This is a genomic window from Streptomyces sp. NBC_01750, from assembly GCF_035918095.1.
Lineage (GTDB): Bacteria > Actinomycetota > Actinomycetes > Streptomycetales > Streptomycetaceae > Streptomyces.
Genome location: NZ_CP109137.1, coordinates 1,645,222 through 1,670,218, shown reverse-complemented (window position 1 = coordinate 1,670,218; position 24,997 = coordinate 1,645,222). Strand labels below are relative to the sequence as shown.

Here is a 24,997-nt window from a genome sequence, read left to right as displayed (position 1 = left end):
ATCCCGGCGATGCCGATCGAACGGCGAGGAGCTGAGCAGACCATGCAGTGTCCCAAGTGCCATGCAGCGATGCACACGTACAACCGCAATGGCGTCCAGATCGAGCAGTGCAGCGGCTGCCGGGGGATATTCCTGGACTACGGCGAGCTGGAGTCCCTGACCCGCCTCGAGTCGCAGTGGACGCAGCAGGCCCCGCCCCCGCCGCCGGCCCCGCAGGCCTACCCGGCCGCTCCCGCCCCCGCCTGGGGCGCGCCGCACCATGGCGGACACCATGGCGGGCACCACCGCCAGAAGAGCTTCGGCCGGATGCTCTTCTCCTCCTGAGCGGCTCCTGAACCTGCCGCGGGCCCGGACTTCGCGCCGCCGGGCCCGCAGGGCGTGCCGTGGGCTCGCTTCGTCTCGACCCACACCCGGGTGAGAAGCCCGCGGCGCAACGACAGAACCCCCGGCCGTCGAGACGGTCGGGGGTTCCGGCTGGTGCGCGATACTGGGATTGAACCAGTGACCTCTTCCGTGTCAGGGAAGCGCTCTCCCGCTGAGCTAATCGCGCGGGACGATCTTGCGTGGTACTGCGTGCGCGATACTGGGATTGAACCAGTGACCTCTTCCGTGTCAGGGAAGCGCTCTCCCGCTGAGCTAATCGCGCGAGGAATCCATACGGATCCAGTGGACGATACTGGGATTGAACCAGTGACCTCTTCCGTGTCAGGGAAGCGCTCTCCCGCTGAGCTAATCGTCCTTGGAGGTGGAGACGGGATTTGAACCCGTGTAGACGGCTTTGCAGGCCGTTGCCTCGCCTCTCGGCCACTCCACCCGGAGTGCAGGGGTTCGGGAAGATCCCCCATCGAGCGGACGACGAGATTCGAACTCGCGACCCTCACCTTGGCAAGGTGATGCTCTACCAACTGAGCCACGTCCGCTTGTCGTTTCCGGTTCACTCTCGCGTCCCGGCGACGTGTTGAACTCTAGCGGATTACTGGGCCAGCACAAAAACACGTTTCCGCAGCGTGCTGAGGTGTGCTCATGCCGCAGCAGGTCATCGGCGCCCGCCCTAGACTCACAGACGTGCACGACCTTGCTCCTTTGGCCCGTTTCGGCTCCCTCGTCGCCTCAGACCTGCGGGACGTCACCAGCGACCCCGAAGCCCTCGACTCGGCCGGTTTCTGGGCCGTTGCCGCGGACTTCGAGGGCCGTCTGACCTGCGCCCGCTTCGGCGATGTACGCACGGAGCCGGTTCCCGACCCCGTGCCGGGGCAGTGGCACGGCCCGGCCGCCGACGACTGGACGTCCTCCCTGGACCGCGCCGCGTACGCCGCGGGCGTACGCCGCATCCGCGAGCACATCGCGGCGGGCGAGGTCTACCAGGCGAACCTCTGCCGCGTCCTGTCCGCGCCGCTGCCCGACCCGGCCGCCGCCGACGTCGACGCCCTCACGGCACTCCTGGCGCGCGGCAACCCGGCCCCGTACGCAGGAACGATCCGGCTGCCCGGGCACGGCGTGGAGATCGCCACCGCCTCACCCGAGCTGTATCTGCGGCGCGACGGGCGCACCGTCGAGTCCGGGCCGATCAAGGGCACCGGCCGCACCGCCGGGGACCTGCTGGAGAAGGATCACGCGGAGAACGTGATGATCGTGGACCTTGTCCGCAACGACCTGGGGCGGGTCTGTGCCACGGGTACCGTGACCGTCCCCGCGCTGTGCGCGGTCGAGCCGCATCCCGGGCTCGTCCACCTCGTCTCCACCGTGCGCGGCGAGCTGACCCCCAAGGCGGGCTGGCAGGAGCTGCTGACGGCCACCTTCCCGCCGGGTTCGGTGACCGGGGCGCCCAAGTCCAGTGCGCTGAAGATCATCGAGGCGCTGGAGACGGCGCCCCGCGGCCCGTACTGCGGAGGCATCGGCTGGGTCGACGCCGACCGTGGCACGGGCGAGCTGGCCGTCGGCATACGCACCTTCTGGATCGACCGTGATGGCCTCGCGGGACCGGTGCTCCGCTTCGGCACCGGTGCCGGCATCACCTGGGGATCCGACCCCGTGCGCGAGTGGGAGGAGACCGAGCTGAAGGCCGCCCGGCTGCTCGCGGTAGCGTCGGGGGTGTACGAAGCAAGCGGAAGGACAGCTCGATGAAGCTTTGGGTCAATGGCGGACTCACGGATGCCGACGACGCCCGGGTGTCAGTGTTCGACCACGGGCTGACCGTCGGCGACGGCATCTTCGAGACCGTCAAGGCTGTCCACGGGCAGCCCTTCGCGCTCACCCTCCATCTCGACCGGATGACTCGCTCTGCCGCCGGTCTCGGCCTGCCGGAGCCGGACCACGACGAGGTGCGTCGCGCCTGCTCCGCCGTGCTGGACGCCAATCCGATGAAGCTCGGCCGGCTGCGCATCACCTACACCGGCGGAGTCTCACCCCTCGGCTCCGACCGGGGCACCGCAGGACCGACCCTGGTCGTCGCACTCGGCGAGACCGAGCGCCGCCCCGACGCCACCGCGGTGATCACCGTCCCCTGGACCCGCAATGAACGCGGTGCCCTGACCGGGCTGAAGACGACGTCGTACGCGGAGAATGTCGTCGCCCTCGCCAGGGCGAGCGAGCAGGGCGCGTCCGAGGCACTCTTCGCCAACACCGTCGGACAGCTCTGCGAGGGCACGGGCTCCAATGTCTTCGTCGTCGTCGACGGCGAGTTGCTCACCCCTCCTGTCTCCTCCGGCTGCCTCGCGGGCATCACCCGCGCCCTGGTCGTCGAATGGGCGGGAGCCAAGGAGGCCGACCTGCCGTTCGACGTACTGGACCGGGCCGAGGAGATCTTCCTGACCTCGACGCTCCGCGACGTCCAGGCGGTTCACGGAATCGACGGACGCCGGATCGCGGAAGCGCCGGGACCGGTGACCGCCAAGGCCATGCGGATCTTCGAGGAGCGCGCGGCCGCCGCCCCCGATCCGAATGCTCCGTAAATCTCGTGACGGGTTGCCTCGGCGGCGGGTAGAACTCCCCTGATGACCACCACCCTGCGGCCTACCGGGCCGATTCAGCACGAGGCCGACGGCGCGAAGTCACGGGCGTACGAGGTCTGCGTGAACGGCCGTCCTGTCGGCAGCACCGAGATCGCCACATTCCCGGCGCTCGGCGCCGAGGCCGGCGCCATACGCTCGCTGCGGATCGACGAGGCGGACCGGCGGCGCGGACGCGCGACCGTCGCCGCCCTCGCCGCCGAAGAGGTGCTGCGCGGCTGGGGGTGCACCCAGGTACTGGCATCCGTACCGCCCGACGCCACCGCCGCGCGGCGGCTGACGAGCGCACTCGGCTACACCGAACGCAGCCGCAGCATGCGCAAGACGCTTCCCGCGGAGCCGCCCGCTCTGCCCGCGCACGTCCAAGGCCGTCCGATGAGCGAGGCGGAGTTCGAGAAGTGGCGTGCTCACGCCGTCGAGAGTTACGCACAGAGCTGGATCGACCGCGGCGTTCCGGCCGAGGAGGCGCGCGCCAAGTCCGAGGCCGATCACCGCGAGAGCCTGCCCGACGGCCTCGCCACCCCGGGGACCTCGCTCAGTGTCCTGGTCCATGACGGTGTGATCGTCGGGCATCTCTTCGTCGGGCGGCGCGAGGCGCGCTTCGACGAGCAGGCGTCGTTCGTGTACGACGTCCAAGTCGTCGACGGACACCGGGGACAGGGCCACGGGCGCTCCCTGATGCTGCTCGCCGAGCGCCTCTCGATCGATGCCGGGATGCGCCTGCTCGCCCTGCATGTCTTCGCCGGCAACACCCCGGCGATCAGCCTCTACGCATCGCTCGGCTACGAAACGACCGCCGTCAACCTCTTCAAGCCGCTGCTCTAGGAGTGGGACCCGGAGCCGGCGAGCAGCCGGTCGGCGATCTCCTCGATACGTGCCCGCAGCCCCTCCTGGCTCTTGCCGCCGTCGAGGCGCTCGCCGTCGATGACATACGTCGGAGTGCCCGTCACACCGATCGCCTTGCCCTCGGCCTGGTCGGCGTCGACGGTCAGGATGTGCCGGCCGTCGATCAGCGCGGTGTCGAACTCATCGGCGTCCAGGCCCAGTTCGCGCGCCATCTCCAGCAGGAAGGGCTCGCCCTTCGCCGCGAGCTCGTCGGTGCGCTCGAGCACCGCCTCCACATACGGCCAGGTCGTGCCCTGCTCGGCCGCCTCCTCCGCGGCCTGGGCTGCGGCGAAGGCGTGCTTGTGCTTCTCGAGCGGGAAGTGGCGCAGCCGCAGCTCGAGCCGGTCGCCGTAGCGCTCGCGCAGGGCCCGCAGGTCCACCAGGGCGCTGCGGCAGTCGGGGCACTGGAGCTCGCACCAGACGTCGAGCACGACGGGGCGGGCTGTGGCGGAGTCGTTCATGGGGCCAGTCTCCCAGCCCGTCCCCCATGTCCCAACCGGGACCTGGGGAGGAGGATGTCCCGGAGATCTCCCTGAGCTCGTCCCAGGCCGTGGCCCGGACGCCACCCGACGGTGCACGATGGAGGGGACACGTACCCGCACATGCCCCGAAGCCTGGAGGACCGGATGCTTGCCGAGACCATTTGTTCCGCGGTGTCCGCGGCGGGCCTGGGCATCGCCGCCGTCACGGCGTACCGCAAGCGTTTCCTGGCGGCGACCCGGATACTTGCCTACTCCCTGATCCCTGTGGGTCTGGTGCTGACCGGCGCGGTCGCGTGGGCCGTCGACACCGCCTTCAGCCCCTCGGCGTGGCTCGGATTCGGCCTGCTCGGCGGCGCCTGGCTGCTCTTCATGACCACCCGGGCCGTCGAGCGGTGTGGCGGCGGGACCCGCAAGGAGCGCAAGGCCGCCGCCAGGGCGGCACAGCAGGAGGCCGTCGCCCCCGCGGCGTCCGCACCCTCCATCGGTCCGGGCAGCCGTCCGGCGGCTCAGCCCAAGACGAAGCAGAAGGCCGCCGGTTCCGGCGAGGACTTCAGCGACATCGAGGCGATCCTGAAGAAGCACGGCATCTGACGTATCCGGTCCGGCCATGGCCGGAAACACAGTTGTGATGAACTCCCGCAGTCACGGGGCGTGTTGGTCGATCATGGCAGGCTGCTCTGCGCCATCATCACCCCGAGATGCTCGATACCTCACGGGGCGAGGCCCCCGCACCGACCGAAGAGCCGCGTGGCTGCCTCTTCGCACTCTCCCAGCCGCCTCTGATGATCTTCCTCGCGGTGATCGGCTTCCTGCTGCTCATGGCCGCGGTACACGATCTGTTTCTGCTGTGAGGCTCAGCCGGCCGCTTCCTTGCGGCGCGCGCGGTAAGCGGCGACATGCAGGCGGTTGCCGCAGGTGCGGCTGTCGCAGTAGCGACGCGAGCGATTGCGGGAAAGATCGACGAACGCGCGCCCGCAGTCGGGCGCCTCGCAGCGCCTCAGCCGCTCCTGCTCGCCCGCTACGACGATGAAGGCCAGGGCCATCCCGCAGTCCGCCGCGAGATGGTCGGCGACCGAGGCGCCCGGCGCGAAGTAGTGCACATGCCAGTCGTAGCCGTCGTGGTCGGTGAGCTGCGGGGTGGTCCCCGCGGCCGCCACCAGCTCATTGACCAGCTCGGCCGCGCTACGGCTGTCGGGCGCCGCGAAGATCTCCGCGAACTGCGCCCGTACCCCCTTGACGGCCTTCAGGTCCCGCGGGCCGAGATCGCCCACGCCGCTGACGCTGTGGTTCCGTGCGAAGTCGTACAGCGCCGCGACGTCCGTGAGTCCGTCGTCCTGCTCGCTGTCCGGTGCGGTGTTCACCAGATCGACGACGGTGTCGAGGGCGATCCGGGTGTCGTGGGGGATCAGCACGATTCGCTCCCTGAGGTGCTGCGGGCCGGTGCCCGCCGAATTGCGCTGACTCTAGCGGTTGGTGCGCAGAGCGCACCGGCGCCGTCACCGCGAGGGATCCCGCGGTGACGGCGCCGGTGTCCGCCGTATATGGCTGTCCGCGCGGCGCCGTCTCCCCGAGTAGGACGGCGCCGTGCAGCTCTCGGCCTGGCTCAGCTTTCGGCCAGGATGTGCGAGAGCTCCGTGTCGAGATCGAAGTGACGATGCTCGGTGCCCGGTGGCACCGCGGCGTCGGTCCGCTTCAGGAACGACTCCAGGGCCCGCGCCGGGGCCTCGAGCAGGGCTTCGCCCTCCGGGGAGCTCAACGCGATGCAGACGACGCCCTGGCCATGGCTGCGGGACGGCCAGACTCTGACGTCGCCCGTGCCGGTGGGCCGGTGCAGGCCCTCGGCGAGAAGATCGCGGGCGAAAACCCACTCGACCGTCTCTTCGGCTCCGGTGTGGAAGGTGGCGTGCACGGCATAAGGATCGGCCGTGTCATACCGCAGGCCCGCGGGTACAGGCAGTGATGACTCGCTCGATACAACGAGGCGCAGGTGCAGCTCGCAGCTGACCGTGGTGTTCATAAGCGCCAGGGCCTTTCGCTCAGTGTGCGCTCGGGGATTCGCACGTCGGCGAAATCGACATGCCACCTACGGTGCCGTTGTAAACCCCTCTGACCGTTTTGTGATCCTTCATGTCGCTCGTACAGCGGTGCGTTACTTTGTGTTATACGGCCATTCCGGTGACGAGGTCCGATCCGGTAGGTTGGGCTTCATGAATGCGGAGAGTGACGAGCGGGAAGAGTCCGTCGTACCGATGGGTCCGACTCCCGCGACGGGGGACGCGACGGGGGACGTGACCGAGAAGGTGGATACCGGGCCGGTCCTCGGCTCGAAGGCGCCCCACTTCATCAAAAGGTCGAGGACGCTGCACCTGAGCTGGCAGGTCGGCGTCTTCGTCGTCGGCCTCGCGGTGGTCGGCGCCGGCATCGTGATGCTGCCGCTGCCGGGCCCCGGCTGGCTGGTGATCTTCGGCGGCATGGCGATCTGGGCGACCGAGTTCGTCTGGGCGCAGCTCGTGCTGCACTGGACCAAGCGCAAGGTGACCGAGGCGGCTCAGCGGGCGCTCGATCCGAGGGTGCGCCGACGGAACATCATCCTCACCACGATCGGTCTCGTGATCATCGCCGTGCTGGTCGGAATCTACGTCTGGAAGTTCGGCATCGTCATGCCGTGGAAGATCAAGGAGTGACCCGAGGATTGGCCGGGGCGGCCCTCCCCCCGGCCTCCGGCCGGGGGGACCCCCGCCATGGGGTAATCTTTGCGGAGTGCCCGGGCGATTAGCTCAGTGGGAGAGCGCTTCGTTCACACCGAAGAGGTCACTGGTTCGAACCCAGTATCGCCCACCCGGACCGAAGGCCCCGGAGACGTACAAGTCTCCGGGGCCTTCGGCGTTTTCCGTGTCCGGCGCCGCTCAGCGCATCCGGCCGAGAGTGTCGCGGAGCTTGCGGGCGTCCCGCAGCCGCTGCTCGTAGGTCGCGCCCACCGCCAGGAGCAGCAGACCGGCGAGAGCGGGCGGCAGCCAGCGGGGGAGAGCGCCGACGACCTGGACGACGTACGGGGCGAGCTCGTGCAGAGCGTCCAGTGCGAGCACCGTGCCTGCGAGCACCAGCAGCGCCTGCAGCCGCAGCCGGGCGCCGGCGAGCGTCAGGGCCAGGGCCACCAGGCCCAGCAGCAGCGGACGCAGCCAGTGTTCGTCGCCCCAGGCCGCCACGAGGCTCGGCAGCAGCGTCGCGGCGAGACCGGGACCGTACGCCGTCCAGGACGACGCCTCCGGGTCGCGGCGGCGGCGCAGTACGCCGACGACAAGCGCGGAGACGGTCACCGGCAGGGTGTACGCCTCGGGAGACGTGACGTCCGAGGCTGCCAGCCGGACCCAGCCGGCCAGCACGAACAGCACCGTCGCGAGAATGCCGGCGGCGGGGCGGCGCTCGGCACGTACCGCGGTGCCCGCCGCGATCACGCCGCAGAGCGCGAGCACCAAGGAGAGCGTCGGCCGGTGCCCCGTGGCGAGGGCGATCGCGAGGAGCCCGGCGGCCGCGCCGGTGAGCTCCGTGGGAAGGGCGACGGGGTGGCGGCCCAGTCGGGCGGCGAGGAGCGCCACGGTGGCGGGGACGACGAGGAGTGTCAACGCGGCCCGATGGGGCGGGAGTTCGGCGGAAGCGGCGACAGCGCCCATGAGGGCGGTGGCGAAAGCGGTTGCGGCGCAGGCGAGAACCGCCTGCACGGCGCGAGGTGCCCGGACGGCGGCCGCTGCCGCGAGAGCCACGACCAGTGTGCCCAGTACCGCGAAGGTGGCGGGACGCGTTGCCAGGGAGAGCAGGGCGACGCTCACAGCGCCCGCGAGGCCGCAGACGAGGGCGACGACGGCGCCGGCCGGGGCGTGCCGGGCGATGCGTCCGGGGCGCACGGCGAGCACCAGTGCGGCCACGCTGAGGACGAGGTGGAGCGCCACGGTGGCCGGGTAGGCCAGATCCAGCGCGGGCGGCACGACGAACAGGCCTGCCCACGCGAGGGCAAGAGCCGCGCCGGCGGCCGCACCACGCCGGTCGGGCCGTGGGGTCACAGGGGCGGGCCTGGTCCCCCACGCGCCGGGGGCCGGTGCCCAGCCTGGCCAGGAGACTCCCGCGGGCGAGCCGGAGGGGTTCGTCGGCACGCCCGGGTGAGTGGCTGCCGGACCGGAGGAGGACGGGGCGCCGCCGACTCGGCCGGGATGGTCTTCCGCGGCGGCCTGCTCTGCGGGTCGTGGGCTGTTGCCTGCCTCGTCGGCGGGGTGCGTGGTGGTGCCCGTGGCCCGGCCGTGACGGCCTTCCGCGGTGGGCGCCTCGGCCGGGCACGGCGTCGTGTCCGTGGCGTCGGTGGCTCGGCCGGGCGTGCCCGTGGGGTGCGGGCCGGTGCCTGGGCCGCCGGACGGGTGCGTCGCCGCGTTCGGGTCGCTGCCTGCCGGTGCGGTGTGCGAGGTTGCCGTCGACGGCAACCAGCGGGACGCCGTCGCCAGGACCGCTGCCACGACCAGCAGCACCACCGGTGCCGCGGCCTGGCCGGGCCCCGGAAGCTCGACGCCCAGCGCCCCGCGCGCGTTTGTCGTGGTGCCCGACCAGATGTGGCCGAGACCCGACAGCGGGCCCGCCAGAGTGAGCGCGATCAGCGGCAGCGCAGAGAGCGCCGCCAGGGCGTGCACCGCGCCGGCCGCGGCCGTCAGGCCCGGTGCCGGCCTCTTCGGCCCGCCCGCCCGTACGAGACCCAACAGAGCGACCGCACACAGTAGATAGCCCAGTACCGACCAGCCCTGCGGCACCGCCGCGCGTACTACGCCGCCGACGGCCGCGACCACCGCGAGACCCGCCACCGCGGAGGCGGCAAGCGCGACCGAGGAGGCACGCCGGACCGCGTACAGGGTCACGCCCGCCGCCGCGAGCAGCAGCGCGGCAGGCGCGAGCGCGTCGAGCGGCGTGTCCGCCGTTAGCGACTGCCGACCGCCGATCAGCAGTGCCCAGCCGCCCGTCGTCGCGGCACCGGTTGCGGCGATGCCCCGCAGACCGGCCGGCTTCGCCCACATCGCGGCCGAGACGTCGAGCACCGCGGTCGCCAGCAGCGCCCACTCCATCGGCGGCGCGCCCGCGGCTGCGGTCAGCGCCCAGAGCGGAAGCGGGAGTTGCGCGGTCAGTACGGCGACCGGCAGCGGAACCCGCAGCCGGTCGAGCGACAGCCCGTAGACCGTCCAGAGCGCGGCGAGCGCGGCCGACGCGAAGGCCGCGTAGCCGAGCCCGTCGGTCCCGGAGAGCGCCACCCGGTGCAGTGCGTAGGCGTCGAGCACCATCAGCACCAGGCCGAGCGCGGCCACCGACTCGGCGGTCGATGCGAGCCGCCTGCGCAGCAGCGCGACCGGTGCCGCGAGGGCCGCGACTGTCACCGCGCCGAGCACGGCCGAGCGGCCGCCGATGCCCAAATGACCCCAGCTGACCAGGGTGAAGGCGATCGCGGCGATGGTCAGCAGAATGCCACCGAGGGTGAGCAGCAGATTCTGCACACTCGGCGAAGAGGCCTCGGGCGCCGATGCGACGAAGGGCTGCGCGACGGAAGGCCGCGCGGCGAAGGCCGGCGTGACCGGTACGGCAGGCGCGACGGGCTGCCGGAGCGCGGCGATGAGCCAGGCTCTGCGAGCCAGCAACTGGGCCCGGCGGGCGTCCAGTCGGACCAGCTCGCGCTCGAGGATCGCCAGTTCCTCGGCGGGTGGCGGAACGTTCTCCATGGTCTCGAAGTGTGGCCCCCGCCACATGACGGAACATGGGTGCGGATACTCAGATCGCGCGTGAGTACGCCCCGGCGGGAGCAGACTTCCACCATGAACTGGTGTCACTACCGCTTCCGCAGCGTCTGGGAGCTGCCGGCCGGACCCGGCGCCGTGTACACGGTGCTCGAGCGGGTCGGAGAGTACCCCCTGTGGTGGCCGCAGGTCCGCGAGGTGACCCAGCTCGACGCGGAGACCGGCACCGCGCGCTTCCGCTCCTTCCTCCCGTACGAACTGCTCGTCACCGCTCGCGCACAGCGGCGCGACCCGGCGGCCGGGTTGCTCGAAGTGGGCATGGAGGGGGACCTCGAGGGGTGGGCGCGGTGGACTCTGACGCAGCGCGGCGCCGGCACCCGGGCCTTGTACGAGCAGGAGGTGGAGGTGCGCAAGCCGCTGATGAGACGGCTGGCGGTGCCGTGCCGGCCGGTCTTCGTCGCCAACCACGCGGCGATGATGCGTGGCGGGCGGCGTGGGCTGGCCGCATACCTCGGCAGGGTTTGAAGGAAACCCGCACGGGCCTGTATGGTTCAGTGCGTTCCCGGGCGATTAGCTCAGTGGGAGAGCGCTTCGTTCACACCGAAGAGGTCACTGGTTCGAACCCAGTATCGCCCACCGGGAGAGGCCGGTCCGTCTGTCGACGGACCGGCCTCGACGCTTTTCGGGCGCCGCTGTTCGCCGTGCTACTGGAGCCCGCCGTGCAGCGCGCCGAGCAGGGTTCCGCCCGGTGTGTCCCCGGACATCTCCCAGATCATCGCGCCCAGCAGCCCCTTCGACTTGATGTACGCGGCCTTCTGACCGATGGACCAGGTGTCGTCGAAGGACCACCACTGGCCGCCCGCGCCCTGATAGCCGTACGTGGCCACCGATTGGGTGTCGTGCTGGACCGCTAGGTTCGGGACGCCGGTGACGAGGTTCTGGTAGCCACGCGTGCCCGCCTCCTCCGCGAACTGCCCGGGGGCCGCGCCGTTCGCGGTCTGCCATTCGCCGTTGACGCCGCCGGCGACGACCTCTTTCCAGCCGCGGCCGTAGAACGGGAAGCCGATGGTCAGCTTCCGGGGCGGGACTTTGGCGCCGAGATACTTCTGGACCGCGCCGTCGATGCTGAAGTCGTCCGCGTGGGGCGACTGGGCGTCCGGATAGAGGTTGGCCTGGTGGCCTGTGCGGTTCGGCTCCCAGGAGTTGTCGCTGCCCGCGCCGTGGAAGTCGTACCCCTGGACGTTGGCGTAGTCCAGGTCACCGAAGATCTTCGAGAGGTCCCAGCCCGCGTCGATCTTCTTCGGGTCGGCCGGGGTGAAGGCGGTGAGCAGCTTGTGCTCGCCACCGAGCGCGTCGAGCTGCTTGCGGAACTCGGCGATCAGAGCGGTGTTGTTGGCCTTGTCCGCGGCACTCCAGTGGTTTCCGGGATGGCCGTCGGGGGAGCCCGGCCACTCCCAGTCCAGATCGATGCCGTCGAAGATTCCCGCGGCGACGCCTGCTCCGCCCGCGCCGTTGTACACGGGCAGGTCGCCCTTGATGTACAGGTCGACGCAGGACTTCACGAACTTCTTCCGGGAGGCGTCGGTGGCGGCGACGTCGGAGAAGTACTTCGAATAGGTCCAGCCGCCGAGCGAGATGACGACCTTGAGGTTCGGGTGCTTGGCCTTGAGTTTCTTCAGCTGGTTGAAGTTGCCGCGCAACGTGCCCCAGCCGTCGTCGGCCACACCGTCCACCGACTGTGAGGCGGCGAAGGCACGGCCGTAGTCGGCCTCGGCGTCACCGGCTCCGTCGCCCTCGTTGGGGTCCTGCGGTTTTCCGGAGACGCCCTTGGTGACACCGCTCAGGCAGGTGAGGTTGGCCGGATCGATGTTGCCGAAGGCGTAGTTGACGACATCGAGCCTGGCCGCGGCCCCGGATGTGTCGAGATTCCTGACGAAGTACTGGCGGCCGTAGATGCCCCACTGCACGAAGTACCCGACGGTCGCGTGTCCGCCGGCGCCGACCGGGTCGGCGGTGGTCACGGCGAGGGTGTTGCTCCCCGCGGAGGCGTTGTCGGCCGCGTCCCGTGCCTTGACGGTGAAGTCGTAGCGGGTCGCTGGGGAGAGGCCGGTGACCGTGGTGGTGAGAGCGGATGCCGGGACGGTTGCGGCCAGCGAGGTGCCCCGGTAGACCTCGTAGGCGGCGACCCGGTTGTTGTCGGTGGAAGCGTTCCAGGCGAGAGCGACCGTGCTGGAAGTCACCGCGGTGCTACGCAGGTTGGCGGGTGCGGTGGGCGGGACGGTGTCGCTCGCCGGGTCGACGGTGGTCGCCGTGACGGCGGCGCCGACCGGTCCGAGGTTGCCGCGGGTGTCCTTGGCGCGGACCGTGAAGCTGTAGGTCGTCGCCGGGGTCAGGTCGCGGACGGTGGCCGAGGTGGTCGCGGTTGCGGTGACCGGGGCGGTGCCGCGGAGCACCTCGTAGGAGGCGACGGGAAAGTCGCCGGGAACGGCGGCGTTCCATTCCAGGCTCACCGTGCGGGCCGTGGTGTCGGTGACGGCCAGACCGCCGGGTGCGGACGGCGGTCTGGCGGGGCTGCCGTCGCACTTGTCGCCGTTGACCAGGCAGCCGGTCGGTGCGGTGATCGGTCCTGAGGCGACGAACCAGTAGCTGTACGGCTCGGTGGTGCCGTTCGCCGGGACGGTGGTGTTGTAGTAGGCGGGCGTCACGGTGACGTGCGAGCCGCTGACCGTAGCCGTCCCGTTGTAGTGCTGACTGATCGTCACGCCGGGCGGCAGATCGAATGCGAGGGTCCAGCCGGTGACCGGGGCGCCGGTGGTGTTCCTGACGACGTATGTGCCCTTCCACCAAGAGCCGTTGTCGGCACTGGTGAACGAGGCGGTGAGCGGGCCTGCGGCCTGCGCCGGGGTGGCGGCAAGACCGGTGAGCCCGGCCAGTGCGAGCACGATCGCGATGAGTACGGCGAGGAGCCGGCGGCGGGGCGGCGGCATGGGTCCGATTCCTGTGGACACGGTTCTCCTAGGTGTGGGTGGGGCCTAGGTGTGGGTGGGGAGGGACGTCCCGTGTCTCTGTCTCTGAAGTAACTGGGTTGTCGCGATCGCGTCAATGCCTGGTGGGCGGGGAGGGCTGTACCAATGGCGCGCCGGGAGTGGATCCGCCACGCTCCCGCCTCCGAAAAGGCGTAGACCAATTATCGGCGATTTTGCCTCCCCTTGACCTGTTGCCGCAACTCCGGTGCGCCGGACGGCAGTTGTCTCGCCCCCATCCCTTGACGGGGGCACGACGCTTCGCTTCAATGCGCCTCGCAGGTCCAGACCAATCGTGGCGCCGCGTCAGGTCCTTCGACCCGCACCCGCCCCTCATTGGGAGGTCACGTGCGTATCCGAAATCGACTACTGGCCGGCCTCGGCGCGGCACTTCTCGCCGCGGCAGCCTCGCTCGCCGTACCCGGCACGGCCCAGGCCGCCAACCTGCTCTCCAATCCCGGCTTCGAGACCGGCTCCCTCTCCGTCTGGTCCTGCACCGGCGGACTCGGCTCGGTGGTGAGCAGCCCCGTCCACGGCGGTACGAAGGCGCTGGCCGGCGCCGCAGGCAACAGCGACAACGCCAAGTGCACCCAGACCGTCCCGGTGCAGCCCAGCACCGCCTACACCCTCTCCGGCTGGGTGCGCGGCAACTATGTGTATCTCGGCGTGACCGGCGGTGCCTCCACATGGACCCCGGCGGCGACCGGATACACCCGGCTCGCCGTGTCCTTCACCACGGGTGCCTCGCAGACCAGCGCGGAGATCTACCTCAACGGCTGGTACGGACAGGGTACTTACTACGCCGACGACATCAGCCTCGACGGCCCCGGCGGCGGAGGCGGCGGCGACACCCAGGCACCCACGACGCCCACGAATCCGCGCGCCACAGCCAAGACGTCCTCCAGTGTCTCGCTGGCCTGGAACGCCTCGTCCGACAACGTCGGAGTCACGGGTTACGACGTCTACCAGGGCTCGGCCAGAGCGCTCACGGTGACCGGAACCAGCGCAACGGTCAGCGGCCTGGCTGCCGCCACCCCGTACAGCTTCACGGTCCGTGCCCGTGACGCGGCAGGCAATCTCTCGCCGGCCTCGACCGCCGTCAGCGTGACGACGGACGCCGGCGGTGGCGGCGGCTCCGGCTTCAAGCAGGCGGCCCCGTACCTCTACCTGGGCTGGGGCGATCCGCCGAGCGCCACCTCCGTGATGAGCGCCACCGGCATCAAGTGGTTCACCATGGCCTTCATCCTCTCCTCCGGCGGCTGCAACCCCGCCTGGGACGGCACGCGTCAGCTTGCCGGCGGCACCGACCAGTCCACCATCAACGCGATCCGTGGCGCGGGCGGTGACATCGTCCCGTCCATCGGCGGCTGGTCCGGCAACAAGCTCGGCCCGAACTGCTCCACCCCCGAGGCGCTGGCGGGCGCCTATCAGAAGGTGATCAGCGCGTACGGACTGAAGGCGATCGACGTCGACATCGAGAACAGCGACGAGTTCGAGAACGAGGTCGTCCAGGACCGGATTCTGGGCGCCCTGAAGATCGTCAAGCAGAACAACCCGGGCCTGAGGACGATCCTCACCTTCGGTACGTCCACCACCGGCCCGACATGGTGGGGCAACCGGCTCATCGAGCGCGCGGGCGCACTCCAGGCGGACATCGACGTCTTCACCATCATGCCGTTCGACTTCGGCGGCGGCGCCGACATGTACGGAAACACCGTCAACGCCACCGAAGGGCTCAAGACCAAGCTGAAGAGCACCTTCGGCTGGTCGGACGCCACCGCCTACGCCCATATCGGCATCTCGGGCATGAACGGCCTCAGCGACCAGCAGGAGCAGACCAGCCCGGCGACCTGGACCCAGATCAAGGACTGGGCCAACTCCCGTCACATCGCCCGCCTCGCGTTCTGGTCGGTCAACCGTGACCGGCCCTGCCCCGGCGGCGGTGTGGTGAGCAACTGCTCCGGCATCAGCCAGAGCAACTGGCAGTTCACCTCCGTCACCGCCGGATTCACCGGCTGACGGCCGCCTGACCGGAAGCTGCCGGCCGTGGTACTTCCGGGTGTGCGCCCCCGAGCGGGGCGCCACCCGGACTCAGGCCGCGGCCGGCAGATCCGGTCGCAGTGGCCAGTGCGGGTCCACCGGCTCCGGAGTACCACTGCGGGCGAACCACGCCTGCAGACCTCGTGCCTGCGCCGCGTGCCACACCGCCTGCAGCGTGTGCAGTTCCGACGGCGACAGCCGCTCCATCCGCGAGGCGAAACGCCGCCCCACCGCCCGTACGACGTCGAGCGCCGCCATGGCGTCCGCGGCCGCGTCATGGGCGCCCTCCAGCACCACCTCGTACTGTGCGCACAGATCGCCGAGGGTACGGCGGCCCTTGCGGTAGCGGTCAAGATGCTTGTCGAGGACACGCGGGTCCAGCACGCACAACGGCACGTGCTCCAGATAGCGGCCCAGCGACGCGGCGCGGTGACGGCGCAGTTCGCGGTCGAGGATGGTCAGGTCGAAGGGCGCGTTCATCACGACGAGCGGGCGGGCTGCGGCGCACTGCTCGGCCAGCGCCCTGGCTATCTCCTCCATCACAGGCGCCGGCCAGCGGCCGTTGCGCTGCAGATGGTCGTCCGTGAGCCCGTGCACCTCGGTGGCGCCCGGTGGCACGGGCACCCCCGGATTGATCAGCCAGCGTGTGACGCGCGGCCGGCCGCCCGCCATGTCCTGGACGACGACCGCAGCCGAAACGATGCGGTCCTCCTCGACGTCAACTCCGGTGGTCTCGGTGTCAAATGCGGCCAGGGGGCCGTCATACCAGTGCGTCATCCCCGAACTCCTCGCACGTACCTGGCAGATGGCGTTGTCCCCCTGCCCGAATCGGTGATACCCGGGCTGTTTGCGCTGTACGCAGGACGGTGACAACACAGATGAGGGGCGGCGAAGTTGACGCCCCGTCGTGGGGACACTGATCGGTACAGCCCGGAAGGCACGAAGAGCCATGGCGCTCGCGCAGCCCGAACCGGGCGGGCTGCTGCCCGAGCGGATCGCACCGCTGCGCGGCGCACTCGCCACCACCGCCTGCATGGAGACGCTCCAGGTGGGCTATCTGCACGCGGTCGCCGCCGCGGCCGGCTGCTCGCTCTCGCAGCCCTTTCCGGACAACGGCATCGACTGGCACGTCAGTCACAGCTCCGCAGGACACTCGGTCGACGACGAGGTGACCATCAAGGTGCAGCTCAAGTGCACGTACCAGATCCCCCCGCACCCACCCGGTCCGGCGTTCTCGTTCACGCTCGACAACGACCACCTGGTGAAGCTGGCCCGCACCCCCGTCTCGGTGCACAAGATCCTCGTCGTGATGCTCGTCCCCCGGACGCAGGGCGAGTGGCTGCGCGCCAGTCACGACCGGCTCGATCTGCGGCACTGCTGCTACTGGACCAATCTGGCCGGCCACCCGGTGACGGGCAGGCGCAGGACCACCGTGCGGATCCCGACCTCACGGATCTTCGACGACCGGGCGCTCTGCGAGATCATGACGAGGGTCGGGGCGGGAGGGAGACCCTGATGCAAGAGTCGGTACGGCCCCACCTGACGGGCGATGTGCCAGGAGCCTGGTACGGGAGCGGGGAACCCGACCCCGCCCAGGTCGACCCCGTCGTCCTCGGCGCGCTGCTCGACCGGCACGGCTGGCGGCGGCGCGGGGGAGCGGCGGGGCGCTATGCGCGCTGGACCCCGCCGGTGCCCGGCGGGGGCGGCACGAGTCTGCTGGTACCGGAGAGCAGGTCCTTCCCCGACTGCGACGACCTGCTGAGCGAGGCGCTCACCGCGCTGGCGCGGAGTGCGGCACCCTCCGCCCGCGAGGTGCTCGTCGGGCTGACCGTGCCCAGCGACGAGATCCGGTGGTGGCGGGACGTGCCGCCGGGGCCGTCGGGCGCTGCGTCGTGGACCGCGCAGGAGCAACTGCGGGCGGCCGCCCGGCAGATGCTCATGGCCGGGGCGCTCGCGGCCCGCGAGCGCGCCGGCTACTACGGCGCGCGGCACCGGCGGCAGGCACAGGCCTCGCTGGAAGGGGTCCTGGTGGGGCCCGCGCCGGGCGGGCGCAGCCTCACCGCGTTCGTGCCGGTGGACGAGGGCCGTGCGGTGACCGTCCGGCTCTATCACGCGCTGCACGCAGCCCGGGAGGCCGCCGACTACCGGCGGGCGACCGGAGGAATGGAAGTCTTCGACGCGGCGGTGCGGGCGGGCGTGAGCCGCGAGCTGACGGAGGCCGTCATCGCGCTGGTGCGCGGCTCCGAGGGGGCGCGGATCGCGCTTGAGTGGTCGCCGGCGGCGGGAGTGCCGCAGGGGTGCGCGGCGCGGAACGACCCCGTGGAGTTCTCGCCCGGCGACCTGCCCGCGCTGCGCGAGGCGGGCACGCGCTATCTCCAGGACGAACCGTCCGTGCCGGTACGGATCACCGGCACGGTGGTCCGGTTGCGGCGCACGGGGCCGCGCGGCGCCGGCACCGTACGGCTTCGGGTGCTGGCGGGGGCGGAGGTACCGCACGTACGGGTGGCGCTCGACGAGGAGTCGTACCGGACGGCGGGCCACGCGCATCTGGTCGGGCTGCCGATCCGGGTCGTGGGCCGGCTGGAGAGCCGCGGCGGCTTCCGGCGCCTGACGGACGCCTCGAACGTGGTCCCCGTCCAGGTGGACGAGGCCGAGCGGGACCGCCTGATGAAGTCGCTCCACGAGAATCTGGACTTCTTCGGGGAGGCGTGTCAGGGGGAGTGAGCGGCTCGGATCCGGGCTGCGGGTCGCCCGAGGCGCCGGGAACAACCGTTTCGCGGCGCACCCCGTCGGCTCGGTACGATTCGTAGCGCGCACGCCATACGAATGCGGCGCACCCCTTCAGTCAGGAGAGACCGGTGTCAGACGTCCGTGTGATCATCCATCGCGATTCCGAGCGGGAAGAGCGCGTGGTGACGACGGGCACTACGGCGGCCGAGCTCTTCGCCGGCGAGCGCACCGTCGTCGCCGCGCGCATCGCCGGTGAGCTGAAGGACCTGGCGTACGAGATCAAGGACGGCGAGGAGGTCGAGCCCGTCGAGATCTCCTCCGAGGACGGCCTGGGCATCCTGCGCCACTCCACCGCGCACGTCATGGCACAGGCAGTGCAGGAGCTCTTCCCCGAGGCCAAGCTCGGCATCGGTCCGCCGGTCAAGGACGGCTTCTACTACGACTTCGACGTCGAGAAGCCCTTCCACCCGGATGACCTCAAGGCCATCGAGAAGAAGATGCAGGAGATCCAGAAGCGCGGCCAGCGCTTCTCGCGGCGCGTCGTCACCGACGAGGCTGCTCGCGCGGAGCTCGCCGACGAGCCGTACAAGCTCGAGCTGATCGGGATCAAGGGCTCCGCGTCCTCCGACGACGGCGCGGACGTCGAGGTCGGCGCGGGCGAGCTGACGATCTACGACAACCTCGACGCCAAGACCGGCGAGCTGTGCTGGAAGGACCTCTGCCGCGGTCCGCACCTGCCCACCACCCGCAACATCCCGGCGTTCAAGCTGATGCGCAACGCCGCGGCGTACTGGCGCGGCAGCGAGAAGAACCCGATGCTGCAGCGCATCTACGGCACCGCCTGGCCCTCCAAGGAAGAGCTCAAGGCTCACCTGGAGTTCCTCGCCGAGGCCGAGAAACGCGACCACCGCAAGCTCGGCAGCGAGCTGGACCTGTTCTCCATCCCGGACCAGATCGGCTCCGGCCTCGCGGTCTTCCACCCCAAGGGCGGCGTCGTCCGCCGGGTCATGGAGGACTACTCCCGCAAGCGGCACGAGGAGGAGGGGTACGAGTTCGTCTACACCCCGCACGCCACCAAGGGGAAGCTCTTCGAGACCTCGGGCCACCTGGACTGGTACGCCGACGGCATGTACCCGCCCATGCAGCTCGACGAGGGCACGGACTACTACCTCAAGCCCATGAACTGCCCGATGCACAACCTGATCTTCGACGCGCGCGGCCGGTCCTACCGTGAACTGCCGCTGCGTCTCTTCGAGTTCGGAACCGTGTACCGGTACGAGAAGTCGGGCGTCGTGCACGGTCTGACCCGGGCCCGCGGCTTCACCCAGGACGACGCGCACATCTACTGCACCAAGGAGCAGATGGCGGACGAGCTCGACTCGACGCTGACCTTTGTGCTGAACCTGCTGCGCGACTACGGCCTCACGGACTTCTACCTGGAGTTGTCCACCAAGGACCCGGAGAAGTCCGTCGGCTCCGACGAGGTCTGGGAGGAGGCGACCGAGACGCTGCGCAGGGTCGCCGAGAAGCAGGGCCTCCCGCTGGTCCCGGACCCGGGCGGCGCCGCCTTCTACGGCCCGAAGATCTCCGTCCAGACGAAGGACGCCATCGGCCGCACCTGGCAGATGTCCACCGTCCAGCTGGACTTCAACCTGCCGGAGCGCTTCGACCTGGAGTACACCGGTCCCGACGGCACCAAGCAGCGCCCTGTCATGATCCACCGTGCGCTGTTCGGTTCGATCGAGCGCTTCTTCGCGGTGCTGCTCGAGCACTACGCGGGCGCGTTCCCGGCCTGGCTGGCGCCGGTGCAGGCGCTCGGCATCCCGATCGGCGACGCGCACATCCCGTACCTCCAGGAGTTCGCCGCCAAGGCGAAGGCCAAGGGGCTGCGGGTCGAGGTGGACGCCTCCTCGGACCGTATGCAGAAGAAGATCCGCAACGCCCAGAAGCAGAAGGTGCCCTTCATGGTCATCGCGGGCGACGAGGACATGGCCGCCGGCGCGGTCTCCTTCCGCTTCCGCGACGGCTCGCAGGAGAACGGCATCCCGGTCGACGAGGCCATCGCGAAGATCGCGAAGGTCGTCGAGGACCGCGTCCAGCTCTGACCCGGGGCACACCGGGCCCACGAGGCCCGGCAGGGCGTAGGGGACCCCTGCAGTGCGGTCGGCACTGCAGGGGTCTCTGGGCTGCGCGGCCGGGTGAAGTCATATGCTGCACAACATGACGAGTGAGCCGGAAGAGCAGATCGGAGTCGGGACGCAGGACGCGTTTCAGCGCCTGTGGACGCCGCACCGGATGGCGTACATCCAGGGCGAGAACAAGCCGACCGGGCCAGGCGCCGACGACGGCTGTCCCTTCTGCTCCATCCCGGCCAAGTCGGACGAGGACGGGCTCGTCATCGCCCGGGGCTCGCGGGTCTACGCGGTGCTCAACCTCTACCCGTACAACGGCGGGCATCTGATGGTGGTGCCGTTCCGCCATGTTGCCGACTACACGGAGCTGGACGAGGCGGAGACCGCCGAGCTCGCGGTGTTCACCAAGCACGCGATGACCGCGCTGCGTACGGCGTCGGGGGCGCACGGCTTCAACATCGGGCTGAACCAGGGCGCGGTCGCCGGCGCCGGTATCGCCGCACATCTGCACCAGCACGTCGTTCCGCGCTGGGGCGGCGACACCAACTTCATGCCGGTCGTCGGGCACACCAAGGTGCTGCCCCAGCTCCTCGCCGATACGCGCAAGATGCTGGCGGAGGCCTGGCCCGTCTGACCGGCGGCCGGCTGACCGGGCCCTGCGTAGCGGCGCCGGGCCAGGCGCCGCTACGCGTCGTACAGGTCGGCCTTGCGCGGCGACGGGTCCTGGACCAGGCCGCTCACGATCATGGAGCGGTTGCCGAAGCGCTCGGTGTCCACGCCGTTCTCCTCGAGCACCTTCATCGCCGCGGTGTGTGTGACGCGGAGTACGGGCGTGGCGGCGCGCATCGCGTCGTCCGCCATGAACCGGTGCCGCCAGGGCTTGTCCGCCCAGGCGTGGCGCAGCCCGAAGGGCTCGGGAAGGACCAGTTTGCCGCCGAGGAAGTCCAGCAGCGGCGGGTACCAGGTGAAGGGCGCACGCACCGCGAGGCGTACCACCTCGGGCGTCTCCACCAGCGGAAGCTGCCGGTCGGTGGTCTCCCAGAAGCGGACCGTCTTGGCGACCGTGACGGTCTTGGGCGCGGGCTTGGTGGTGAACAGGGAGTGCACCGGGCCGAGCGCGTGCCCGGTCACCTCGATGCGCAGCGTCTCGTGAAGCACGGTGACGGTGATCATCATGGTGATCACCAACTGGCCGTCCCAGAGGGTGAACTGGACGCCCAGATAGTGGCGGTTGCCGCCGCCGAACTGCTGGTGGTTGCAGATCCGCTGTATCTCGTGGCCCTTGACCTGGAAGGTCTCCACGTCCTGGCCCTCCGGCCGGGCCACCTCCGCGGCGTTCTCGCCGACCGGAGCCACGATCCAGTGCTTGACCGAGGGGGTGGGGAAACCGCCGGAGTTCAGCGGACCCCGCTCCAGCATCTTCAGCCGATCATGGATCGCGCGGATGACGTCCCAGCTGCGGAACTGGTTGATGTCCTTGCCCGGCTCCTTGGAGACCAGCTCCTCGGCGAGCTGCCAGCTGCCCCAGCGGGTGCCCATCCCCAGTATTCCCTTGGGGCCCGCGTAGAAGACCGCATTGGACTGCTGCTCGGCGGTGAGCTTCTCCAGCCCCTGACGCAGTTGTTCGCGCGCGGTCTCATTCGGGTGGCCGGGCACGGCCTCGGGCACCTTGGCCCCGATGCCACCGCCGGAGAGGAGGGTTTCCCAGCGGGCGCGCATGTCCTTCGCCGTGGACTCGCAGATCCGCTTGGCCAGCAGCCAGCCGACGACCGGCGCGACGATCATGCCGCGGATGTAGTAGCCCAGTAGGCCGCCGAAGGGCAGCCGCACCAGGAAGACCACGGCGAGAATGCCGAAGGCGGCGAGCAGCGCGGTGCCCAGCGCCCCGGCACGCTTGTTCTGCGCGCCCGCTATCGTCCGGCGGAGCTGGAAGACCGCCAGCCAGAGCAGCAGTCCAGGCAGGAAGAGCAGCCCGAAGACCGCCATCACACCGGTGAGCCTGGTGTCCCGCTCCTTGCGGATACGGGTGGCGGCCAGACAGTGCTCGACCACCGCCTGCGGCTCGGTGCCGAAGGACTGGATCAGTGCCTTTCGGGCACCGCCCAGCATCCGGATCTGCACGGCCCGCGAGAACGCCTCGCCCAGATTCGGCTCGAAGAGCGAGAACTTGCCCTTCTTCACCTCGGACTTGTGCCACTCGCCGTTCGCCTTGAGAAGGTCCGCGACGGGACTGTCGCGGTACGCGGCCGAGGCGAGCGCATGTGTCGCCGCCGTCTGCCCGGCCGAGCCGAGGAGCGGGACCTGAGCCCCGGGAGTGAAATCGAAACCGTCGTTCGCCACTACCGCCCCCATCGCCGCAAGCATCCGCACTGCGGCCTGTTCCCAACTACCGTGCCCCGCACACCTTCTGAGCTGGGCACCACAGCGTATCGGTGGTGCGCCGTCTACGTCAGAGGACATTGAAATGCCGCCCGCCGCAAGGGCGCACAACGGGCGGCACCATCAACTACGAGCCATTTTCCGCCTGTTCGCGGAGCTTCTCGGCCAATTGTGGCGGCATCGCCTCATGACGCGCGTACGAGCGGCTGAACTGCCCGGTCCCGTGCGAGATCGACCGCAGATCCACCGCGTACCGCCCGATCTCGATCTCCGGCACCTCGGCCCGTACGAGCGTGCGCGACCCGGCGGCCTGCTCGGTGCCGACCACCCGGCCGCGCCGCCCCGACAGATCGCTCATCACCGGACCCACATACTCGTCCGAGACCAGCACCCGCACCTCGGCGACCGGCTCCAGGAGATGGATGGGCGCGTCCGCGGCCGCCTCGCGCAGCGCCAGCGCGCCCGCCGTCTGGAACGCCGCGTCGGAGGAGTCCACCGAGTGCGCCTTGCCGTCCAGCAGCGTGATCCGTACGTCCACCAGCGGATACCCGGCCGCCACGCCGCGGGCTGCCTGGGCACGTACGCCCTTCTCGACGGACGGGATGAACTGCCGCGGCACCGCGCCGCCCACGACCTTGTCGACGAACTCGATCCCGGACCCCGGCGGGAGCGGATCCACGTCGATCTCGCAGATCGCGTACTGGCCGTGCCCGCCGGACTGCTTCACATGCCGTCCCCGGCCCGCCGACTTCTCGCCGAAGGTCTCCCGCAGCGACACCTTGTGCGGCACCACGTCGACCTGGACGCCGTACCGGCTGCGCAACCGCTCCAGCGCGACATCCGCATGCGCCTCGCCGAGGCACCACAGCACCACTTGGTGAGTGGCCTGGTTCTGCTCGAGCCGCATCGTCGGATCCTCGGCGACCAGCCGCGAAAGCCCCTGGGAGAGCTTGTCCTCGTCCGCCTTGCTGTGCGCCTGGATGGCCAGCGGCAGCAGCGGATCGGGCATCGTCCAGGGTTCCATCAGCAGCGGGTCGTCCTTCGAGGAGAGAGTGTCCCCGGTCTCCGCCCGGGCCAGCTTCGCCACACAGGCGAGGTCTCCGGCGATGACCTGCGAGAGCGGGCGCTGCTGCTTGCCGAAGGGCGCGGAGAGCGCGCCGACCCGCTCGTCGACGTCATGGTCCTCGTGGCCGCGGTCGGCGAGCCCGTGCCCCGACACATGCACCGTCTCGTCCGGACGCAGGGTGCCGGAGAAGACGCGTACGAGAGAGATCCGGCCGACATACGGGTCGGACGCGGTCTTGACCACCTCGGCCACCAGCGGCCCCTGCGGATCGCAGCTGATCTGCGGGCGCGCCGCGCCCTGCGGGGTGGTGACGGAGGGCGCCGCAGGCTCCAGCGGGGTCGGGAAGCCGCCCGTGATCAGTTCGAGCAGCTCGACCGTACCGAGCCCCTGCTTGGCGCCATCCGACGCAGGGGCGGCCGCGAGCACCGGATGGAAGATGCCGCGCGCGACGGCCTTCTCGAGATCCTCGACCAGCGTCGTGAGGTCGATCTCCGCGCCGCCGAGATAGCGGTCCATGAGCGTCTCGTCCTCGCTCTCGGCGATGATCCCCTCGATCAGCCGGTTGCGGGCCTCCTCGAGCAGCGGGGTCTGCTCCGGATCGGGCGAGGTCTCCTTACGCTCGCCGGAGGAGTAGTCGAAGATCTTCTGGGAGAGCAGTCCGACCAGGCCGGTGACCGGGGCGTGGCCGTCGGGGGTCTGCGCCCCGTACTGGGGCAGATACAGCGGCAGTACCGCATCGGGGTCGTCCCCGCCGAAGATCCGCCCGCAGACGCGGGTCAGCTCCTCGAAATCGGTGCGCGCGGTCTCCAGATGCGTGACGACGATCGCGCGCGGCATTCCGACCGCAGCGCACTCCTCCCACACCGCCCGGGTCGCGCCCGCGATCGCGTCGGCCTCCTGCGCCGCCGACACAACGAAAAGGGCCGCGTCCGCTGCTCGCAGACCGGCCCTCAGCTCCCCGACGAAGTCGGCATATCCGGGAGTGTCCAACAGATTGATCTTGTACCCGCCCCATTCGAGGGGGACGAGCGAGAGCTGTACGGAACGTTGCTGCCGGTGTTCGATCTCGTCGTAGTCGGAGACCGTGCCGCCGTCCTCGACGCGGCCCGCCCGGTTGACCGCCCCCGCGGTCAGTGCGAGGGCCTCGATCAACGTCGTCTTTCCCGATCCGCTGTGGCCGACCAGCACCACATTCCGTACGGATGAGGGCCGGTCGGCCGTAGCCGCCCTGCCGGCGGCTCCGGGGTGTGCATTCGCCTTGTCGCCCATGATTCTTGCCTCCCGATCGATTGCCCGGTGAGGAGAGGGGCCGCGGGCGCGGGGAGCCATGAGGGAGGTCCCGGAGGCGTCCGGGGGCAGCTCCGGCGATGCCCGCGGTGGTCTTTCGAGCTTTCCACTCACGTCACGGTGCGTCCATACGTCGTACGCGACCGCGGGAGGCGGGTGCCCGGCGGTGGAGCGCGTCGGTCCTGGCTACGATGGGCCAGCCGGTG

At 70.3% G+C, this 24,997-nt stretch carries 21 protein-coding genes and 7 tRNA genes; 15 read left to right on the top strand and 13 right to left on the bottom strand.

Annotated features, from left to right (window positions below; all coding sequences use genetic code 11):
• The first annotated feature begins 42 nt into the window (after positions 1–42).
• Positions 43–324, top strand: coding sequence for a TFIIB-type zinc ribbon-containing protein (locus OG966_RS07425; RefSeq protein WP_326648639.1), 282 nt, complete (start codon positions 43–45; stop codon positions 322–324).
• 151 nt (positions 325–475) lie between these two features.
• Here OG966_RS07425 and OG966_RS07420 read toward each other — a convergent pair.
• The 5 genes from OG966_RS07420 to OG966_RS07400 all read right to left on the bottom strand — a co-directional run bounded on the left by OG966_RS07420 (position 476) and on the right by OG966_RS07400 (position 920).
• A tRNA-Val gene (locus OG966_RS07420) sits at positions 476–550 on the bottom strand.
• Between the two features lie 24 nt (positions 551–574).
• Positions 575–646 (bottom strand) — tRNA-Val (locus tag OG966_RS07415).
• Between the two features lie 21 nt (positions 647–667).
• Positions 668–739, bottom strand: a tRNA-Val gene (locus OG966_RS07410).
• Between the two features lies 1 nt (position 740).
• A tRNA-Cys gene (locus OG966_RS07405) sits at positions 741–814 on the bottom strand.
• 33 nt (positions 815–847) lie between these two features.
• Positions 848–920: transfer RNA gene (locus tag OG966_RS07400), tRNA-Gly, on the bottom strand.
• Between the two features lie 145 nt (positions 921–1,065).
• Between OG966_RS07400 and OG966_RS07395 the strand changes: the two genes are divergently transcribed.
• From OG966_RS07395 to OG966_RS07385, 3 genes are read left to right on the top strand one after another with little or no spacing between them, the layout of a single operon-like run.
• Positions 1,066–2,124 (top strand): chorismate-binding protein, encoded by a 1,059-nt coding sequence (locus OG966_RS07395; protein ID WP_326655115.1) that lies wholly within the window; start codon positions 1,066–1,068, stop codon positions 2,122–2,124.
• Positions 2,121–2,951 carry an aminotransferase class IV gene (locus tag OG966_RS07390; RefSeq protein WP_326648638.1) on the top strand — a complete coding sequence of 277 codons (831 nt, stop codon included), beginning with the start codon at positions 2,121–2,123 and terminating at the stop codon, positions 2,949–2,951. The genes OG966_RS07395 and OG966_RS07390 overlap by 4 nt, the downstream gene beginning before the upstream one ends.
• A gap of 42 nt (positions 2,952–2,993) precedes the next feature.
• Positions 2,994–3,833, top strand: coding sequence for a GNAT family N-acetyltransferase (locus OG966_RS07385; RefSeq protein WP_326648637.1), 840 nt, complete (start codon positions 2,994–2,996; stop codon positions 3,831–3,833).
• Here OG966_RS07385 and OG966_RS07380 read toward each other — a convergent pair.
• Entirely contained in the window at positions 3,830–4,354 is a 525-nt protein-coding gene (locus OG966_RS07380; protein ID WP_326648636.1) for a DsbA family protein, read from the bottom strand. The two genes, OG966_RS07385 and OG966_RS07380, sit on opposite strands and share 4 nt — an antisense overlap.
• A 165-nt stretch (positions 4,355–4,519) precedes the next feature.
• Here OG966_RS07380 and OG966_RS07375 point away from each other — a divergent pair, with 165 nt between their 5' ends.
• Positions 4,520–4,966 (top strand): hypothetical protein, encoded by a 447-nt coding sequence (locus tag OG966_RS07375; protein ID WP_326655114.1) that lies wholly within the window; start codon positions 4,520–4,522, stop codon positions 4,964–4,966.
• Between the two features lie 107 nt (positions 4,967–5,073).
• Entirely contained in the window at positions 5,074–5,226 is a 153-nt protein-coding gene (locus OG966_RS07370; RefSeq protein ID WP_186357054.1) for a hypothetical protein, read from the top strand.
• A gap of 3 nt (positions 5,227–5,229) precedes the next feature.
• Here OG966_RS07370 and OG966_RS07365 read toward each other — a convergent pair whose 3' ends face one another.
• Both OG966_RS07365 and OG966_RS07360 read right to left on the bottom strand, forming a co-directional pair.
• Positions 5,230–5,787, bottom strand: a complete 558-nt coding sequence (locus OG966_RS07365) for a CGNR zinc finger domain-containing protein (protein ID WP_326648633.1) — start codon at positions 5,785–5,787, stop codon at positions 5,230–5,232.
• Between the two features lie 191 nt (positions 5,788–5,978).
• The gene (locus OG966_RS07360; RefSeq protein WP_003959770.1) at positions 5,979–6,392 is read right to left on the bottom strand and encodes an SsgA family sporulation/cell division regulator; all 414 of its coding nucleotides are present in this window, start codon (positions 6,390–6,392) and stop codon (positions 5,979–5,981) included.
• Positions 6,393–6,582: 190 nt separating this feature from the next.
• On the opposite strand from OG966_RS07360, the gene OG966_RS07355 reads away from it, so the two are divergent.
• Positions 6,583–7,059, top strand: coding sequence for a TIGR02611 family protein (locus tag OG966_RS07355; protein WP_326648632.1), 477 nt, complete (start codon positions 6,583–6,585; stop codon positions 7,057–7,059).
• Between the two features lie 82 nt (positions 7,060–7,141).
• Positions 7,142–7,213: transfer RNA gene (locus tag OG966_RS07350), tRNA-Val, on the top strand.
• 68 nt (positions 7,214–7,281) lie between these two features.
• On the opposite strand, the gene OG966_RS07345 is transcribed toward OG966_RS07350, so the two are convergent.
• A complete protein-coding gene (locus OG966_RS07345; protein WP_326648631.1) occupies positions 7,282–10,119 on the bottom strand; it encodes an SCO7613 C-terminal domain-containing membrane protein in 2,838 nt (945 codons plus the stop codon).
• 93 nt (positions 10,120–10,212) lie between these two features.
• On the opposite strand from OG966_RS07345, the gene OG966_RS07340 reads away from it, so the two are divergent.
• Both OG966_RS07340 and OG966_RS07335 read left to right on the top strand, forming a co-directional pair.
• Positions 10,213–10,659, top strand: coding sequence for an SRPBCC family protein (locus OG966_RS07340; protein WP_326648630.1), 447 nt, complete (start codon positions 10,213–10,215; stop codon positions 10,657–10,659).
• A gap of 39 nt (positions 10,660–10,698) precedes the next feature.
• Positions 10,699–10,770: transfer RNA gene (locus OG966_RS07335), tRNA-Val, on the top strand.
• Positions 10,771–10,838: 68 nt separating this feature from the next.
• On the opposite strand, the gene OG966_RS07330 is transcribed toward OG966_RS07335, so the two are convergent.
• Positions 10,839–13,121, bottom strand: a complete 2,283-nt coding sequence (locus tag OG966_RS07330) for a glycosyl hydrolase family 18 protein (protein WP_326655113.1) — start codon at positions 13,119–13,121, stop codon at positions 10,839–10,841.
• 384 nt (positions 13,122–13,505) lie between these two features.
• Between OG966_RS07330 and OG966_RS07325 the strand changes: the two genes are divergently transcribed.
• Positions 13,506–15,176, top strand: coding sequence for a carbohydrate binding domain-containing protein (locus OG966_RS07325; protein ID WP_326648629.1), 1,671 nt, complete (start codon positions 13,506–13,508; stop codon positions 15,174–15,176).
• A gap of 72 nt (positions 15,177–15,248) precedes the next feature.
• Here the strand turns inward: OG966_RS07325 and OG966_RS07320 are convergent, their stop codons facing one another.
• Positions 15,249–15,974 carry a 3'-5' exonuclease gene (locus tag OG966_RS07320; protein ID WP_326648628.1) on the bottom strand — a complete coding sequence of 242 codons (726 nt, stop codon included), beginning with the start codon at positions 15,972–15,974 and terminating at the stop codon, positions 15,249–15,251.
• A 172-nt stretch (positions 15,975–16,146) separates the two neighbouring features.
• On the opposite strand from OG966_RS07320, the gene OG966_RS07315 reads away from it, so the two are divergent.
• The 4 genes from OG966_RS07315 (at position 16,147) to OG966_RS07300 (ending at position 20,693) form a co-directional block, all read left to right on the top strand.
• Positions 16,147–16,713 (top strand): DUF4365 domain-containing protein, encoded by a 567-nt coding sequence (locus OG966_RS07315; protein ID WP_326648627.1) that lies wholly within the window; start codon positions 16,147–16,149, stop codon positions 16,711–16,713.
• Positions 16,713–17,921, top strand: coding sequence for a hypothetical protein (locus OG966_RS07310; RefSeq protein ID WP_326648625.1), 1,209 nt, complete (start codon positions 16,713–16,715; stop codon positions 17,919–17,921). The genes OG966_RS07315 and OG966_RS07310 overlap by 1 nt, the downstream gene beginning before the upstream one ends.
• Before the next feature lie 134 nt (positions 17,922–18,055).
• Positions 18,056–20,032, top strand: a complete 1,977-nt coding sequence (thrS, locus tag OG966_RS07305; protein WP_326648623.1) for a threonine--tRNA ligase — start codon at positions 18,056–18,058, stop codon at positions 20,030–20,032.
• A 103-nt stretch (positions 20,033–20,135) separates the two neighbouring features.
• The gene (locus tag OG966_RS07300; RefSeq protein WP_326648621.1) at positions 20,136–20,693 is read left to right on the top strand and encodes an HIT family protein; all 558 of its coding nucleotides are present in this window, start codon (positions 20,136–20,138) and stop codon (positions 20,691–20,693) included.
• Positions 20,694–20,743: 50 nt separating this feature from the next.
• Here OG966_RS07300 and OG966_RS07295 read toward each other — a convergent pair whose 3' ends face one another.
• Positions 20,744–22,399, bottom strand: a complete 1,656-nt coding sequence (locus OG966_RS07295) for a hypothetical protein (protein WP_326655112.1) — start codon at positions 22,397–22,399, stop codon at positions 20,744–20,746.
• A gap of 166 nt (positions 22,400–22,565) precedes the next feature.
• Complete coding sequence (locus tag OG966_RS07290) at positions 22,566–24,773, bottom strand: elongation factor G-like protein EF-G2 (protein ID WP_326648620.1); 2,208 nt, start codon at positions 24,771–24,773, stop codon at positions 22,566–22,568.
• Between the last annotated feature and the right edge of the window lie 224 nt (positions 24,774–24,997).

Excerpts from the sequence above, each read along its gene's own strand:
- OG966_RS07425 (WP_326648639.1), top strand. The coding sequence starts at position 43 with ATGCAGTGTCCCAAGTGCCATGCAGCGATGCACACGTACAACCGCAAT.
- OG966_RS07390 (WP_326648638.1), top strand. The coding sequence starts at position 2,121 with ATGAAGCTTTGGGTCAATGGCGGACTCACGGATGCCGACGACGCCCGG.
- OG966_RS07385 (WP_326648637.1), top strand. The coding sequence starts at position 2,994 with ATGACCACCACCCTGCGGCCTACCGGGCCGATTCAGCACGAGGCCGAC.
- OG966_RS07380 (WP_326648636.1), bottom strand. The coding sequence starts at position 4,354 with ATGAACGACTCCGCCACAGCCCGCCCCGTCGTGCTCGACGTCTGGTGC.
- OG966_RS07375 (WP_326655114.1), top strand. The coding sequence starts at position 4,520 with ATGCTTGCCGAGACCATTTGTTCCGCGGTGTCCGCGGCGGGCCTGGGC.
- OG966_RS07370 (WP_186357054.1), top strand. The coding sequence starts at position 5,074 with ATGCTCGATACCTCACGGGGCGAGGCCCCCGCACCGACCGAAGAGCCG.
- OG966_RS07360 (WP_003959770.1), bottom strand. The coding sequence starts at position 6,392 with ATGAACACCACGGTCAGCTGCGAGCTGCACCTGCGCCTCGTTGTATCG.
- OG966_RS07355 (WP_326648632.1), top strand. The coding sequence starts at position 6,583 with ATGAATGCGGAGAGTGACGAGCGGGAAGAGTCCGTCGTACCGATGGGT.
- OG966_RS07345 (WP_326648631.1), bottom strand. The coding sequence starts at position 10,119 with ATGGAGAACGTTCCGCCACCCGCCGAGGAACTGGCGATCCTCGAGCGC.
- OG966_RS07340 (WP_326648630.1), top strand. The coding sequence starts at position 10,213 with ATGAACTGGTGTCACTACCGCTTCCGCAGCGTCTGGGAGCTGCCGGCC.
- OG966_RS07330 (WP_326655113.1), bottom strand. The coding sequence starts at position 13,121 with ATGCCGCCGCCCCGCCGCCGGCTCCTCGCCGTACTCATCGCGATCGTG.
- OG966_RS07320 (WP_326648628.1), bottom strand. The coding sequence starts at position 15,974 with ATGACGCACTGGTATGACGGCCCCCTGGCCGCATTTGACACCGAGACC.
- OG966_RS07315 (WP_326648627.1), top strand. The coding sequence starts at position 16,147 with ATGGCGCTCGCGCAGCCCGAACCGGGCGGGCTGCTGCCCGAGCGGATC.
- OG966_RS07310 (WP_326648625.1), top strand. The coding sequence starts at position 16,713 with ATGCAAGAGTCGGTACGGCCCCACCTGACGGGCGATGTGCCAGGAGCC.
- OG966_RS07300 (WP_326648621.1), top strand. The coding sequence starts at position 20,136 with ATGCTGCACAACATGACGAGTGAGCCGGAAGAGCAGATCGGAGTCGGG.
- OG966_RS07290 (WP_326648620.1), bottom strand. The coding sequence starts at position 24,773 with ATGGGCGACAAGGCGAATGCACACCCCGGAGCCGCCGGCAGGGCGGCT.